The 13419-nt window shown below is 71.9% G+C and carries 14 protein-coding genes; 6 read left to right on the forward strand and 8 right to left on the reverse strand.

Going from position 1 to position 13419, the window contains the following annotated elements; genetic code table 11:
- Position 1 precedes the first annotated feature (1 nt).
- Positions 2–934, reverse strand: a complete 933-nt coding sequence (gene murQ / locus ACFU95_RS31720) for an N-acetylmuramic acid 6-phosphate etherase (RefSeq protein WP_383834486.1) — start codon at positions 932–934, stop codon at positions 2–4.
- A gap of 67 nt (positions 935–1001) precedes the next feature.
- Positions 1002–1913: a MurR/RpiR family transcriptional regulator gene (locus tag ACFU95_RS31725; protein ID WP_383834488.1), complete on the reverse strand. Its 912-nt coding sequence runs from the start codon at positions 1911–1913 to the stop codon at positions 1002–1004.
- Positions 1914–1968: 55 nt separating this feature from the next.
- Between ACFU95_RS31725 and ACFU95_RS31730 the strand changes: the two genes are divergently transcribed.
- On the forward strand, positions 1969–2367 hold the full coding sequence (locus ACFU95_RS31730) for a hypothetical protein (protein WP_383834491.1): 399 nt from the start codon (positions 1969–1971) through the stop codon (positions 2365–2367).
- Between the two features lie 3 nt (positions 2368–2370).
- Positions 2371–2640, forward strand: coding sequence for a DUF4031 domain-containing protein (locus ACFU95_RS31735; RefSeq protein ID WP_383834494.1), 270 nt, complete (start codon positions 2371–2373; stop codon positions 2638–2640).
- Positions 2641–2901: 261 nt separating this feature from the next.
- Here ACFU95_RS31735 and ACFU95_RS31740 read toward each other — a convergent pair whose 3' ends face one another.
- From ACFU95_RS31740 to ACFU95_RS31755, 4 genes are all read right to left on the reverse strand, one after another.
- A complete protein-coding gene (locus ACFU95_RS31740) occupies positions 2902–3375 on the reverse strand; it encodes a carboxymuconolactone decarboxylase family protein (protein WP_383834497.1) in 474 nt (157 codons plus the stop codon).
- A 99-nt stretch (positions 3376–3474) separates the two neighbouring features.
- Positions 3475–3900 (reverse strand): PPOX class F420-dependent oxidoreductase, encoded by a 426-nt coding sequence (locus ACFU95_RS31745; RefSeq protein ID WP_383834500.1) that lies wholly within the window; start codon positions 3898–3900, stop codon positions 3475–3477.
- A gap of 9 nt (positions 3901–3909) precedes the next feature.
- On the reverse strand, positions 3910–5007 hold the full coding sequence (locus ACFU95_RS31750) for a GNAT family N-acetyltransferase (RefSeq protein WP_383834503.1): 1098 nt from the start codon (positions 5005–5007) through the stop codon (positions 3910–3912).
- 27 nt (positions 5008–5034) lie between these two features.
- The gene (locus ACFU95_RS31755; RefSeq protein WP_383834505.1) at positions 5035–5706 is read right to left on the reverse strand and encodes a hypothetical protein; all 672 of its coding nucleotides are present in this window, start codon (positions 5704–5706) and stop codon (positions 5035–5037) included.
- A 417-nt stretch (positions 5707–6123) separates the two neighbouring features.
- On the opposite strand from ACFU95_RS31755, the gene ACFU95_RS31760 reads away from it, so the two are divergent.
- Both ACFU95_RS31760 and ACFU95_RS31765 read left to right on the forward strand, forming a co-directional pair.
- The gene (locus ACFU95_RS31760; protein WP_383834508.1) at positions 6124–6798 is read left to right on the forward strand and encodes a maleylpyruvate isomerase family mycothiol-dependent enzyme; all 675 of its coding nucleotides are present in this window, start codon (positions 6124–6126) and stop codon (positions 6796–6798) included.
- A 133-nt stretch (positions 6799–6931) separates the two neighbouring features.
- A complete protein-coding gene (locus ACFU95_RS31765) occupies positions 6932–7627 on the forward strand; it encodes a copper homeostasis protein CutC (RefSeq protein ID WP_383834511.1) in 696 nt (231 codons plus the stop codon).
- Between the two features lie 189 nt (positions 7628–7816).
- On the opposite strand, the gene ACFU95_RS31770 is transcribed toward ACFU95_RS31765, so the two are convergent.
- Complete coding sequence (locus tag ACFU95_RS31770) at positions 7817–9877, reverse strand: HelD family protein (protein WP_383834514.1); 2061 nt, start codon at positions 9875–9877, stop codon at positions 7817–7819.
- 327 nt (positions 9878–10204) lie between these two features.
- On the opposite strand from ACFU95_RS31770, the gene ACFU95_RS31775 reads away from it, so the two are divergent.
- Positions 10205–10384, forward strand: coding sequence for a hypothetical protein (locus ACFU95_RS31775; RefSeq protein ID WP_383834517.1), 180 nt, complete (start codon positions 10205–10207; stop codon positions 10382–10384).
- A 17-nt stretch (positions 10385–10401) separates the two neighbouring features.
- Here the strand turns inward: ACFU95_RS31775 and ACFU95_RS31780 are convergent, their stop codons facing one another.
- Entirely contained in the window at positions 10402–12039 is a 1638-nt protein-coding gene (locus ACFU95_RS31780; protein ID WP_383834520.1) for a DNA repair helicase XPB, read from the reverse strand.
- 141 nt (positions 12040–12180) lie between these two features.
- Here ACFU95_RS31780 and istB point away from each other — a divergent pair, with 141 nt between their 5' ends.
- Positions 12181–13407 (forward strand): IS21-like element helper ATPase IstB, encoded by a 1227-nt coding sequence (gene istB, locus ACFU95_RS31785; protein WP_383834523.1) that lies wholly within the window; start codon positions 12181–12183, stop codon positions 13405–13407.
- The last annotated feature ends 12 nt before the right edge of the window (positions 13408–13419 follow it).

Here is a 13419-nt window from a genome sequence, read left to right on the forward strand (position 1 = left end):
GTCAGGTGGCCGACGCCAGCGCGGCCCGCAGGTGGCCGCCCGACTCCTCCAGGAGACGGGTGGCCGTGGGCCCGTCCACATCGGCCAGCAGGATCAGGATCGCCGTCTTCACCTCGCCGCCCGCCTCGGTCAGAGCGCGCTCGATGTCGGCGTCGTCGGCGCCCGTGGCCAGGGCGACGATACGGCGGGAGCGGGCCCGCAGCTTGTCGTTGGAGGCGCGGACGTCGACCATCAGGTTTCCGTAGGTCTTGCCCAGCCGGATCATCGTGATCGTCGAGAGCATGTTGAGGACCAGCTTCTGCGCGGTGCCGGCCTTCAGCCGGGTCGAGCCGGTCAGCAGCTCCGGCCCCACGACGATCTCGATGCCGTGGTCGGCGGCCGCGGCGAGGGCGCTGTCCGGGTTGCAGGCCAGGCCGATCGTCAACGCGCCCCGCGCACGGGCGTGTTCGACCGCCCCGATCGCGTACGGCGTCCGCCCGGAAGCGGAGATGCCGACCACCGTGTCGGCGGCGCCGACCGCGAGGGCGTCGAGGTCGGCGCGGGCCAGCTCCCTGGAATCCTCGGCGCCCTCGACCGAGGTGACCATCGCCTCCGGGCCGCCCGCGATCAGCCCGACGACCTGGGCGGGGTCGGTGTTGAAGGTGGGCGGGCACTCGGACGCGTCGAGCACGCCCAGCCGGCCGGCCGTACCGGCCCCGGCGTAGAGGAGCCGCCCGCCCCGCGCCATCCGGTCGGCGACGGCGTCGATGGCGGCGGCGATCTCAGGGAGCCGCCGCGCGACGGCGGTGGGCACGGCCGCGTCCTCGCCGTTCATCAGCCGGGCGATGTCGAGGGTGGGGAGCTGATCGATCTCGGCGAGCTCGGGCCGGAAGGCCTCGGTGGTGAGGGTCTCCAACTCGGCGCGGAGGTCACGGGGGTTGGATGTAGAGGTCATGAGCAGACGGCTCTCTTCGACTTCGGTGTGCTGAACGCCCTGTGCTGTACGCCCTCCAGGGCATGGTCTATCTACGATGCCGATGTGCCAGCGCCTCGTACGAGGCGGACAGCGCCGGCGCGGCGGTCTCATAGGTCCGCTGAGCGACCCCCACGAACAGACAGTCCACCACCAGGAGCTGACTGGTCCGCGACGACATGGCCGCGGGCCGCAGCTCACTCTCCCGAGCCGTGGACGTCGTAAGGATGTGATCGGCGTACTGGGTGACGGCCCCGTCCGGCCGCCCGGTGATCGCGACCGTCGTGGCCCCGCGCTCGAACGCGACCCGCAACGGCTCGATGACGTCACCGGTGGACCCGGAGTGCGTGATGGCGATGGCGACGTCGCCCGCCCGCAACTGCACCGCGTTCGTCACGGCGAGATGCGGATCGCTGTGCGCGTGGGCTATGAGCCCTATGCGCAGCAGCTTCTGCGTCAGGTCCTGTGCGACCAGTCCGCTCGCGCCGACGCCGTACACGTCGATACGGCGGGCCGCGGCGGCAGCCGACACGGCCGCTCCCAGCTGGGCCGTGTCGAGGCCGGCGGCCGTGTCGGCGAGGGTCTGCTGCTCGTCGTGGGCGAGCTTGGCCACGACGTCCGCGATGGGGTCGTCCACCGCGATGTCGGTCGTGATGGCGGGGGCGCGGCCCGACTGCTGCTGGGCGGCGAGACCGGCGAGGGCGAGGCGCAGGTCGCGGTAGCCGGGGTAGCCGAGGAGGCGGGCGGTGCGCACGACGGTGGCCTCGCTGGTCCCGGTGAGTTCGGCGAGGCCGGTGACGGTGAGGGCCGCGCAGCCCGCCGGGTCGTTCGCGACCGCCTCGGCGACGCGCTGCATGGAGCGGGTCATCGACGGGGCGAGCGTGCGCACCTTGGCGGCGAGGGCGGCGGGCGCCGGAGCGGCGCTCCCGCGTCCGAAAGTTTCCTTCACTTCACGGGTCACCACTGAAAGGTATTTTCAATACCGAGGCGTGGTCAAGAGTGCGCACAATAGGTCCATGGAACCCATCAGTCCGCTGGAGCAGGCGCTGCACACCGCCCGCGCCCTCGTGCTCGCCGACCTGGTCGCGGGCGAGGCCGCCGAGGCGGACGTCGTCTCGCTGGTCGAGGAGTCGGTCGTACAGCGGCGCTGGTGGGTGGAGCAGTGGCCGGACGGCGTGGAGTTCGTGGCCGGGCTGGTCGCCCAGGACGTGCAGGACGCCCTGCTGGACCGGTACGGGCGCTGGCCGTTGTGCCCGGTGTGCGGCTCCGGCGATCCGCATGCGCTGGAGATCGAGCCGGAGCTGGGGCCCGACCCGTACTGGGTGTGCCACCAGGCGGGTGTGAAGGTCGCGGCGGTGGGAGCGCTGGGATCCGCCGGCCCGGGCGGGACGCCGCCCCCGTCAGGGAACGCCTGAGTCGTGGCCATCTATATCGACCCCCCGACCTGGCCGGGGCACGGGCGGCTGTGGTCGCACCTCGTGAGCGACGTGTCGTACGAGGAACTGCACACGTTCGCGGGCGGGTTGGGCGTGCCGCGACGGGCCTTCGAGCGGGACCACTACGACATCCCGTCCCACCGGTACGCCGACGCGGTACGGGCCGGGGCGGTGGAGGTCAGCAGCCGTGAGGTGGTGCGGTTGCTGCACGGGGCGGGGCTGCGGAGGCCGAAGGGGCGGCAGAACGGCTAGGGGTGTTTCGAGAGTCCCGCACAGCACCCACGGCGCCCGGCACGCACCCTCGCCGCACCGGCCAAAGGCCCAAGTACGTCCAGTACGAGGGCCTTCGTCCGGCGCGCCGAGGGCACGCACCGGCTGTGACACCAGCCGCTGCCGCGGCGGACGCGGGCACCGCGCGGGGCTTTCGAAACACCCCCTCGCGCGCCCCCTCGGCCTGGACCACCGAGGTCTACCCGGCCGACGCCCTGCGGCTCCGGGTGAAGCGGCCCCCGGCTACGCGAACTGCCCGGGCTGGTAGTCGCCGGCGGGCTGCTGGATCATGACGTTCATCCGGTTGAAGGCGTTGATGAGGCCGATCAGGAACACCAGGGCGGCGAGCTGTTCCTCGTCGTAGTGCTTGGCGGCGTTCGCCCAGACCTCGTCCGGGACGCCGCCGGCCGCGTCCGCGATCCGGGTGCCCTCCTCGGCGAGTTCCAGGGCGGCACGCTCGGCCTCGGTGAAGCAGGTGGCCTCCCGCCACGCGGCGACCAGGTTGAGGCGCAGCCAGTCCTCGCCGGCGGCGACGGCGTCCTTGCCGTGCATGTCGGTGCAGAAGCCGCAGCCGTTGATCTGGCTGGCGCGGAGCGTCACCAGGTGCTGGGTCATGACGGGGAGCGACGAGTCGTGCACCACCTTGCTGGCCGAGGTGATGTGCTTGATGACCTTGCCGGCGGTCGGGATCTGGAAGACGTTCAGGCGGGCACCCATGGCGAACTCCTTGGCCGTTGTCGTTGGTTACACAGCTATGACGGAACGGCCCGGCGGGATGTGACACGGGTGGATGTGGCGTGGGTCACGCCCGGTCTCTCACTCCTGGGCGTGCTCGGTCCGGCGGGTGGGGTACCAGGTGTCCCCGGCCGGCCGGGGAGGGTCCGACAGGTTCCAGCTCCACGAGAGCGTCGGCGTGATGCGCAGATAGTGCCCGGGGCCCACCATGCCGACCCGCTCCACGGGGCCGTCCGCGACGCCGTACACGCGGATGCCGCGGGCGACGAACGGCTCGACGGAGACCATGTCGTCCACGACGAAGGCGACCTTGGCGCGGCCGTGGGCGACATTGCGGAACTTGCGCGTGCCGAGGACCTCCGCGCGGGGGCCGCCGACCCAGAAGCGCGTCCCGTCGAACTCCAGGGCCACCGGGACCACGTCGGGCTGCTCGTCCGCGCAGAGGCTGGCGAGTCGGGCGAGCGGGTTCGTGGTGAGGTAGGCGATCTCCTCGTCCGTGAACGACATGCCCCCAGGCTAGGCCGCCTGCCGCCGCCCCTTGCGGATGTAGAGCTGGAGCGTTGCGTCCATGTCCTGTTCCTCGTGTACCGCCCGCACATACCCGGCGCGCGTGGCCACGCCCTGCGACGGGAGGTTGTCTGCCTCGACGGTGGCGCAGAGCAGTTGTACGTCGTCCCTGGCCACCGCCCACTCCGACAGCGCGCTCAGCGCCTCGCTCGCGTAGCCGCGGCCGCGTGCGCCCTCCACGAGGTCGTAGCCGACCTCCGCCCGGCCCTCCTCGTCGGGGACGCCGTGGAAGCCCATGCCGCCGACCGCGAGGCCGTCCTCCTCGCGCACGAGGACGAACAGACCGAACTCGGGGCGGTGCACCCCCGCCTCGCGGGCCTTCAGCACCATTCCGGCCGCCTCCCTCGTCCCCTCGTAGGGGCCGCCCACGATCCAGTTGAACCCGCCGTCGCCGCCCGCGCCGAGATCGGCGGCGGCCGCGGGGGTGACGCCCTGGAGCGTGAGGCGGTCGGTGGGGATGACGAGGTTGTTGCGCCAGCGCCACTCGGTGACCGGCGCCCGGCCGGGCAGGTCGCCGCGGCCGGTGGCCCAGAGCAGGGTGCGCCAGTGGTCGGGGCCGGGCTGGACGTGCGGGAAGATCCGGGTGAGGACGAACTCGGGGAGTTCGGCGGGAGGTTCGTACGCGACACCGAGCCCCTCGGCGATGTCGTGCGTGTGCAGCAGTACCTCGGCGATCCCCATCGCGGCGAAGCCCTCGCGGTTCGCGCTGCGGAAGGGGTACGGGTGGAAGGCGCGCACCTCGGGAGGCGTGGTGCGGAGGGTGGCGGTGAGGAGGGCGCCGGTCGTCTCGATGACCTGGAGCAGGCCCTCGTTGTCGGTGCCGTCGTCCAGGGTGATCTCGAACGGGATGTAGTCGTCCCGCGCACGCCCCGCCAGGTTGGCGGCGTAGGCGATGAGGTCTTCGGCGATATGGAACGCGGTGGCGTGGCAGTTCCACTCCAGCCGCCCGGCCCTGACAGCCGTCCAGTCCCGGTCCGCCGCCGTTCGCAGCAGTGCCACGCAGCTCGCGACGGCCTGTTGTACGCGTTCCCCGTGTATCTCTCGCATGCCGTGCAGGCTACGGCGGGGGCCCGCTCAGAGCGACAGCATTTCCAGCTCGGACGAGAGGTTGTAGCGGGCGGTGGCCGCCCACTTCTGCTGCCCGTACGGCGTGCTGAACAGGCTGGGCAGGGCGAGGAGTTGGCGCAGGATCGCGGCCCGTCCCGCACGGAAGGCGTCGTTCGGGACGAAGTGGTACTCCTCGCGGACGGCGGCCGTGTAGGCGGCGTAAGCGCTGGGCGGCGCGGCGAGGATCGCGAGGTCGGCGTCGCAGAGGACCTGGCCGTCGCGGTCGTCGGCGGCCGGGGCGTGGGTGGTGGTGAGCCGGACCAGACGGGCCACCTCGGCGGTCCGTTCCGCGGACACGCCGGCCTCGGGGAGGGCGCGTTCGGCGAGCCGCGCCGAGCGCTCCTCGTTCTCCGAGCGGTCGGGGAGGTAGACCGCGTCGTGGAACCAGGCGGCGAGCCGCACGACGTCCGGGTCGCCGGCGTGCCCGGCCAGCTCGTCGACCCGATCCAGGACCGCGGTGAGGTGGGTGAGCGTGTGGTAGCGGCGCTGCGGTTCCTGCCAGCGATCGAGGAGGTTGTCGGCGTACGGGACCGGGTCCGGAGTGGTGGCGGGGAAGCGGGCGGCGTCGAGTGCCCGGGCGAAGCGGGCGCGCAGGGCGTCGAGGGGGGCGGGGGTGTCAGGGGTGCCGAGATCGGTCATGGCGCCATTGTCCGGGGTGCGGAGGGGGCGGGCGGGTTCGGGCGGGGTTGATCGGGGGGCGCAACGCCCTGGGCCGGAGTGCCCGGCGCGGGTCTCCCGGCCGCTTCCGCCGACTGGCCCACGGCCCGTCGGCGACGCCGGTCGGCGCGCCGGTGGTGTCTGGGGGGTGGCGGTGGTGGTTGCCGGGCGTGGACGGTTCGGTCGGGTGTGGCGTGTCAAGGGTGGTGGTCGCCGGGCGTGAACGGGTGTGTCGGGTGGGGCCGGTTTCCTCGGGTCGAGGGCTGGCCCAGAGGCCCGGGGGGCGCATGTGAGGGCCTGCCGGGCGGGCTCGCGGCTCCCGGGAGAGGCAGGGGCGAAGGGCTCTGGAGTGCGGTGACCTTCTTACCGGTACGCGCCCGGCGTCCTAGCGTGGACGTCATGACTTCTGCTGACGTGCACGACGTACGGGATCCCGAGCTGCCGGGGCGGCTGCTGGCCGTCGAGCGGGATGCGCTGGTTCCGCTGTTGCGGGGGAGGCCGGAGGCGGACTTCGCGCTGCCGACGGCCGGGTGTCCGGGGTGGTCGGTGCGGGATGTGCTGGCGCACTGTTCGTCCGCCTTGATGCGGGTGGTGGAGAACCGTTTCGAGAAGGGCGTCTTCTCGCCCGAGTCCAACGACCGGGACATCGCCGAGCGTGCCGACTGGACCTCCGCGCAGGTCGTCGACGAACTGGAGCGCGGGATGACCGAGGCGGGGCCGGTGATCGCCAAGGCGGGCGGGGCGCTGGACGGCATCGCGCTGGGTGAGTGGGTGCACGCGGGGGACGTACGGGAGGTGCTCGGGGAGCCGGGTGCGTACGCGGGGGCCGGCCTGCCCGACGCGCTCGCGCTGCTCGCGTGGCTCACCCGGGAGCGGCGGCACACGCCCCTGCACGCCGACCTGGACGACGTCGACGAGCCCCTGCGGCTGGGCGACCCGGCGGCTCCGCGGCCACCGGCGCGGTACATCGGGGACGCCGCCACGCTCGTACGGCTGTACGCGGGGCGGCCGGCGCAGGGGGCGTCGTACGAGTTGGCGGGGGCGGAGGCGGGGGAGCTGAACATCTTCGGGTGACCGGCGGGAGAGGTGGCGGACTCATGGGTTGAACGGATCTTCGGCGGGGCAGGCGTACCCTGGATTGGACTAGACCTGTAGCCAGACCTGAGCTGGATCCGTAGCGCCGTCGAATGCCGAGGAATGGGGTCCCATGAGCAAGCGTGCAGTCCTGGAGGTGATCGCCCTGGGTGTCGAGGACGCGGTCGCCGCCCAGGCCGGGGGTGCGGACCGGCTCGAACTGGTCACCGACATGGCGGCCGACGGGCTCACCCCGCCGGTCGGGACCTTCGCCGGGATCCGTGCCGCCGTCGACATCGACCTGCGCGTGATGCTGAGGCTGGCGGACGGGTTCGCGGTCGGGGACGTCGAGCGGGTGGTGCGGGCGGCCCGGGAGATGCGGGACGCGGGGGCCGGGGAGTTCGTGCTCGGCTTCCTCGACGCGGACGGAGGGCTGGACCTCGGGGCCGTCGAGCGGGTGGTGGGTGAGCTGGACGGGTGCCGGTGGACGTTCCATCGCGCCGTCGACCGGGCCGTCGACCGGGACGCGCTGCGCAAGCAGCTGGACGGGATGCCGGGGCTGGACACATATCTCACGGCAGGGTCGGGCGCCGGTGTGGACGACGGGCTCCCCACCCTGCTCGCGGAGGCGGCCAGGAGCGGCGAGCCGGGGTACGAGCAGCGGATCCTGGTGGGCGGCGGGCTACGCCTCGACCATGTGCCGACGCTGCTGGCGGCCGGGATCGACGCGTTCCACATCGGCGGGGCGGCGCGGCCGCAGGGGTGGGACGGGCCGGTGTCCGCCGCCGCTGTGGCTCAGTGGCGGGCGGTGCTGGACGGGGGCTTGTAGGGGCTGGAGCGGGGCTGCGGCTGGGCCGTAGCGGCTCTCGGGCAGCCCTGTGGTACGGCAAGCCCGCTGTGTCCTCGGCGGTCGCAGCTACGTCCGCCGAGGCCCCCCTAGGGGCTGGCGCGGGGAACCGCCCGACCAGCCCCCACACACCCGCACCCGGCGACGAACCTCACGAGGCCCGCACCCCCCTCAGCCTCCCAACTGGGCCGGCAGCGGCGCCGCGTGCACCACGATCAACCCCGACACGGCCCGGGTCAGGGCCACGTACAGCCGCCGCAGTCCCGTCCGCTCGTCCGGCTCGCCGTCCACCACCGCCTGCGGCTCGTCCAGGACGACGTAGTCGTACTCCAGGCCCTTGGCGAGCGACGCCGGGACCAGCGTCAGACGGTTCTGCCGGGTCGTCTCCTCACCCGGGGCCAGACAGCCGATCCCCGCCGCCGCCAGGCCCTCCGACAGGGCCGGAATCCGGGCGTCCGCGGCGATCAGGCCGATCGATCCCTCGTTGCGCAGCAACTCCTCGCAGGCGGCGACGACGTCCGCGGTCTCGGACGCCGGACGGACCTCGAAGAACCCGGGGTTGTCACGGATCGACGCCACCGGCGTCAGCCCCGGCGCGATGGAAGGGAGCAGCCGGGAGGCGTACGTGATGACGTCCGTCGGGACGCGGAAGCCGGCCGTCAGCTCCTCGATGACCCCCTCCGACTTGCCGAGGTGGGCCAGCGCCTCGTCCCAGCTCCGCGTCGCCCAGGGGGTCGTACCCTGCGCCAGGTCACCGAGGACCGTCGCCGAACCGGTCGTGCAGCGGCGGCCCACCGCCCGGTACTGCATGGGGGAGAGGTCCTGCGCCTCGTCCAGGACGACATGGCCCAGGGAGGGCGTCCGCGCGACGATGTCGTTCGCCTCGTCGATCAGCACGGCGTCCGCGGCCGACCACCTGGCCGACTTCACGCTGCGCGCCGGCTTCGCCCACAGGATCGTCTTCTGCTCGTCCTCGCTCAGCACGCCCCGGGCGTGTACGGCGAGGAAGTCCGCGTCCGCCAGCAGGCGCAGGACGAGCTTCGCCGGGTCGACCGGCGGCCAGATCTCCTTGACGGCGGCCTTCACCGCGCTGTTGCGGGCCACCGCGTCCTGCACCCGGTCGTCCGGCGCCTCGCCCGACCGCTCCATCTGGACGAGCACGGCGTGCGCGATGCGCTGCGGCAGAGCCTCGCGGGCGGCGCCGTAGCGGATGTCGCGGGCGAGCAGCTCGCCGACGATCTCCTCGACTTCGTACGCCGGGACGCGCCACCTGCGCGATCCGCGCACGACGACGACCGCCTCCGTCGGCATGGTCACGTGCGAGTAGACGGCCCGCCGCAGCACCTCCGCCAGCCTCGCGTCGCCCTTGATGACGGCGGCCGCCGCGTCGTCCGTGCCGCGCACCTCGACGTGGGCGACGAGGTCGTCCACCGTCGCCTGGCGGACCGTCAACTCGCCCAGAGCGGGCAGGACCTGCTCGATGTAGTGCAGGAAGGACTTGTTCGGCCCGATGACGAGGGTGCCGGTGCGGGCGAGCCGCTCGCGATGGGCGTAGAGGAGATACGCGACCCGGTGCAGGCCCACCGCCGTCTTCCCGGTGCCCGGCCCTCCCTGCACACACACGGTTCCGCCGAGCCCGGACCGTACGATCTCGTCCTGCTCCGGCTGGATCGTCGCCACGATGTCGCGCATCGGGCCGACGCGCGGGCGCTCGATCTCCTGCTGGAGCAGCTTGCTGGTGCGGGCGGCCTCGGCGGGGTCCGAGAGGTGCTCGTCCTCGTACGCCGTGAGGTCGCCGCCCGTGTAACCGAAGCGGCGGCGCAGCGCGACGTCCAGCGGGTCCTTCTTGGACGCCCGGTAGAAGGGCTGGGACACGGGTGCGCGCCAGTCGATGACCATCGGGTCGCCCTCGGCATCGTGCACATGCCGACGCCCGATGTAGAAGCGCTCGCCCTCCGCGCCCTCCGCCTCCGCAGCGCCGGGTGCGTGCAGGTAGTCGAGCCGGCCGAAGAACAGCGGGGTGTCGCTGAGGTCGGCCAGCGCCTTGATGCGCTCGTCGATCTGGCGGGCGAGGACTTCGGCGTTGACCCAGTTCGCGGTGACGTCCCTGATGTCGAGGGACTCGACGTCCTCGCGCATGGCACGCAGGGCGGAGCGGGAGGAGGCGAGGTGGGACCGCTCTCGGGTGAGCGGGTCGCGGGAGTCGAGGGCGTCGTCGACGGGCGTGGACAAGGGGGTGCCTCCGGAGGGACCTACAGGTGCGTGACAGGCAGGTGGTCGAGAGAACCGGCCGGTTTCCGTCCGGGCGGCGGCACTCCGCGGGGGAGGCAGGCAAGAGCGGAGATTTTAGGTGAGCGGGGACGGCGAACGCCAACGAATATCCACCCACGGGTCCACCCCGCGTCCGGCCCCGGTATCCGGCCCCTGGCATCCATCCCCTAGGGGATGCGGCCCTCCTCCCTGGGGGTATGCGGTCCGTCCTGAGGCGTACGCGGGCAGTAGGCGGCTTCGGCCCATAGGCCGATGCCCCCTTTATGTCCGCGAACGCATCATGGAGACATGAGCGCAGCAACCATCCACCCAGCACCCGTGGGTCCCCGCGGAGCGACGGCGCTCCAGGGGAACCACCATCATCGCCTCGGTGAAGCCCTGCGTGCCGTCAAGGTGTTCGCAGGCGCGGCCTTCGACGTGATCATCCTCGGTGAGTACGGCGAGGAGGCGGGCGTCCGCCGCAAGTGACGCCCGGCTCCGCCGCCTTACGAAAGGATCTCGTCCGCGTCCACGATCCGGTACGCGTACCCCTGCTCAGCCAGGAAGCGCTGGCGGTGGGCGGCGAAGTCCTGGTCGATCGTGTCGCGGGCGACGACGGAGTAGAAGTGGGCCTGGTGGCCGTCCGCCTTGGGCCGCAGCACCCGCCCCAGCCGCTGTGCCTCCTCCTGGCGTGAGCCGAAGGTGCCCGAGACCTGGATGGCGACCGTGGCCTCCGGCAGGTCGATGGAGAAGTTGGCGACCTTGGACACGACGAGGACGCTGATCTCGCCCTCCCGGAAGGCGTCGAAGAGCTTCTCGCGCTGGGCGTTGGAGGTCTCGCCCTTGATGACGGGGGCGTTCAGGTGCTCGCCCAGTTCGTCGAGCTGGTCGATGTACTGGCCGATGACCAGGATCTGCTGCCCGGCGAAACGCCGGACGAGGGCCTCCGTGACCTTCCGCTTGGTGGCGGTCGTCGCGCAGAAGCGGTACTTCTCCTCCTGCTCGGCGGTGGCGTACGCGAGCCGCTCGGAGTCGGTGAGGTTGACGCGCACCTCCACGCAGTCGGCGGGCGCGATGTAGCCCTGCGCCTCGATCTCCTTCCACGGGGCGTCGAACCGCTTGGGGCCGATCAGGGAGAAGACGTCGGACTCGCGCCCGTCCTCCCGGACGAGGGTCGCGGTCAGCCCCAGCCGGCGCCGGGCCTGGAGGTCGGCCGTGAACTTGAAGACCGGCGCGGGCAGCAGGTGCACCTCGTCGTAGAGGATGAGCCCCCAGTCGCGGGAGTCGAAGAGCTCCAGATGCGGATAGACACCCTTCCGCTTCGTCGTCAGCACCTGGTACGTCGCGATGGTGACGGGCCGGATCTCCTTCTTCGTCCCGCTGTACTCGCCGATCTCCTCCTCGGTGAGCGACGTCCGCTTCACCAGCTCGTGCTTCCACTGCCGGGCCGAGACGGTGTTCGTGACGAGGATGAGGGTGGTCGACTTCGCCTCCGCCATGGAGCCGGCGCCGACGAGGGTCTTGCCGGCGCCGCACGGCAGCACCACGACCCCGCTGCCGCCGTGCCAGAAGTTCTCCACGGCCTGCTTCTGGTACGGCCTGAGCGCCCACCCCTCCTCGCGCAGCTCGATCGGGTGCGCCTCACCGTCGACGTACCCGGCGAGGTCCTCGGCCGGCCAGCCCAGCTTCAGCAGCGTCTGCTTGATCTGGCCGCGCTCGGAGGGGTGCACGGCCACCGTGTCCGGGTCGATGCGGGCACCGACGAGCGGCGCGACGCGCTTCGAGCGCAGGATCTCCTCCAGGACCGGGCGGTCGGTGGTGGTGAGCACGAGGCCGTGCGTGGGGTGCTTGGAGAGGGTCAGGCGGCCGTAGCGGTCCATCGTGTCGGCGATGTCGACCAGCAGCGCGTGCGGCACGGGGTAGCGGCTGTACGTCACCAGCGCGTCCACGACCTGCTCGGCGTCGTGCCCGGCGGCGCGCGCGTTCCACAGGCCGAGCGGCGTCACCCGGTAGGTGTGGATGTGCTCGGGCGCCCGCTCCAGTTCCGCGAACGCCGCGATCGCCCGGCGGCATGCGTCGGCCTGCTCGTGGTCGACTTCCAGGAGCAGGGTCTTGTCCGACTGGACGATCAGTGGTCCGTTCACGTGCGTGAGTCCTTCCGCTCGACCACCCGACCAAACGTCCAGTGTGCCTGATCGATTCCTGATCGAAACCGGAGTCGTACAGGATGTCTTTTCATCCTTGTGAGTGGCGGGGTTTCACCTGTACGGCGGCGGCTGCGAAGAATGCCGAGCGTGCAGCCCATCAGCCGTGATCCGTCCCCGACCACCACGACGCCCCTCGGGTACGCCCTGTTCGCCACCCGCTGGCTGCAGGCCCCGCTGTACTTCGGCCTCGTCGCCGCGCAGGGGGTGTACGTCTACAAGTTCTTCAACGAGCTGTGGACCTTAATCCTCCGGTGCGTGAGCGGTCAGGCGACCGAGACGTACGTCATGCTCGCCGTGCTCAAGCTGGTCGACGTCGTGATGATCGCCAATCTGCTGATCATGGTGATCGTGGGCGGCTATGAGACGTTCGTCTCCCGCATCGGCCTCCAGGGCCACCGTGACCAGCCGGAATGGCTCTCGCACGTCAACTCCAACGTGCTGAAGGTCAAGCTCGCCACCGCCATCGTGGGCATCTCCTCCGTCCATCTGCTCCAGATGTTCGTGGACGTCCACCACACCTCGCGGCACGCACTGCTGTGGGGCACGGTGATCCACATGGCGTTCATCGCGTCGGCCGCGATCCTCGCGTACATGTCGGGGCCGATGGCCGCGCAGAGCGAGCGGGCCTCTCATCAGACCCACAAGGAGCCCGTCCTCGAGGAGGTGCCCTCCCCGAGGGTCTTCGTACCGGCCCAGGCCGGGTCACGTGAGGACGACGCGCCCAGCGGCGAGCAGCGGCTGCGGGCCGCCGGGTTCCCGGCCCGCAAGCTGCTGGAGGACTTCGACTCCGAGTACCCGCACTCCTTCGACCGCGAGACCGTGGCCCGGCTGGGGAAGCTGGACTTCGTCGCCGCCCGCCGCAACGTGGTCTTCGTCGGCCCGCCCGGCACCGGCAAGACGCATCTGGCCGTCGGCCTCGGCGTGCGGGCCTGCCAGGCGGGGCACTCGGTGCTGTTCGCGACCGCCGAGGAGTGGGCGGCCCGACTGGCCGCCGCCCGGGACGCCGGTCGCCTCGCCGAGGAACTGACCGCGCTCGACGACCACCCGGTGCTCATCGTCGACGAGGTCGGCTACACCCCCTTCGACGCGGGAACCGCCGGCCTCTTCTTCCAGCTGATCGCCCACCGCTACGAACGCTCCTCCCTCCTCGTGACCACCGACCGCCCACTGGGCCGCTGGGACGAGATCTTCGGCGGCCCCTCAGCACTGGCGATGGTGGACCGCCTGGCCCACCACGCCGACCTGGTCCGGATCGACGGCGAGAGCTATCGGCTGCGGCGGGCCACGTCGGCGTGGGCTGATTGACGGTTCGGCCGG

Source organism: Streptomyces sp. NPDC057623 (assembly GCF_042800355.1).
Taxonomy (GTDB): Bacteria; Actinomycetota; Actinomycetes; order Streptomycetales; family Streptomycetaceae; genus Streptomyces.

Coding starts and splice junctions, on each gene's coding strand:
- ACFU95_RS31755 (WP_383834505.1), bottom strand. CDS start 5,706: ATGACCGATCTCGGCACCCCTGACACCCCCGCCCCCCTCGACGCCCTG.
- ACFU95_RS31750 (WP_383834503.1), bottom strand. CDS start 5,007: ATGCGAGAGATACACGGGGAACGCGTACAACAGGCCGTCGCGAGCTGC.
- ACFU95_RS31730 (WP_383834491.1), top strand. CDS start 1,969: ATGGAACCCATCAGTCCGCTGGAGCAGGCGCTGCACACCGCCCGCGCC.
- ACFU95_RS31760 (WP_383834508.1), top strand. CDS start 6,124: ATGACTTCTGCTGACGTGCACGACGTACGGGATCCCGAGCTGCCGGGG.
- ACFU95_RS31745 (WP_383834500.1), bottom strand. CDS start 3,900: ATGTCGTTCACGGACGAGGAGATCGCCTACCTCACCACGAACCCGCTC.
- ACFU95_RS31740 (WP_383834497.1), bottom strand. CDS start 3,375: ATGGGTGCCCGCCTGAACGTCTTCCAGATCCCGACCGCCGGCAAGGTC.
- istB (WP_383834523.1), top strand. CDS start 12,181: ATGCCGAGCGTGCAGCCCATCAGCCGTGATCCGTCCCCGACCACCACG.
- murQ (WP_383834486.1), bottom strand. CDS start 934: ATGACCTCTACATCCAACCCCCGTGACCTCCGCGCCGAGTTGGAGACC.
- ACFU95_RS31765 (WP_383834511.1), top strand. CDS start 6,932: ATGAGCAAGCGTGCAGTCCTGGAGGTGATCGCCCTGGGTGTCGAGGAC.
- ACFU95_RS31775 (WP_383834517.1), top strand. CDS start 10,205: ATGAGCGCAGCAACCATCCACCCAGCACCCGTGGGTCCCCGCGGAGCG.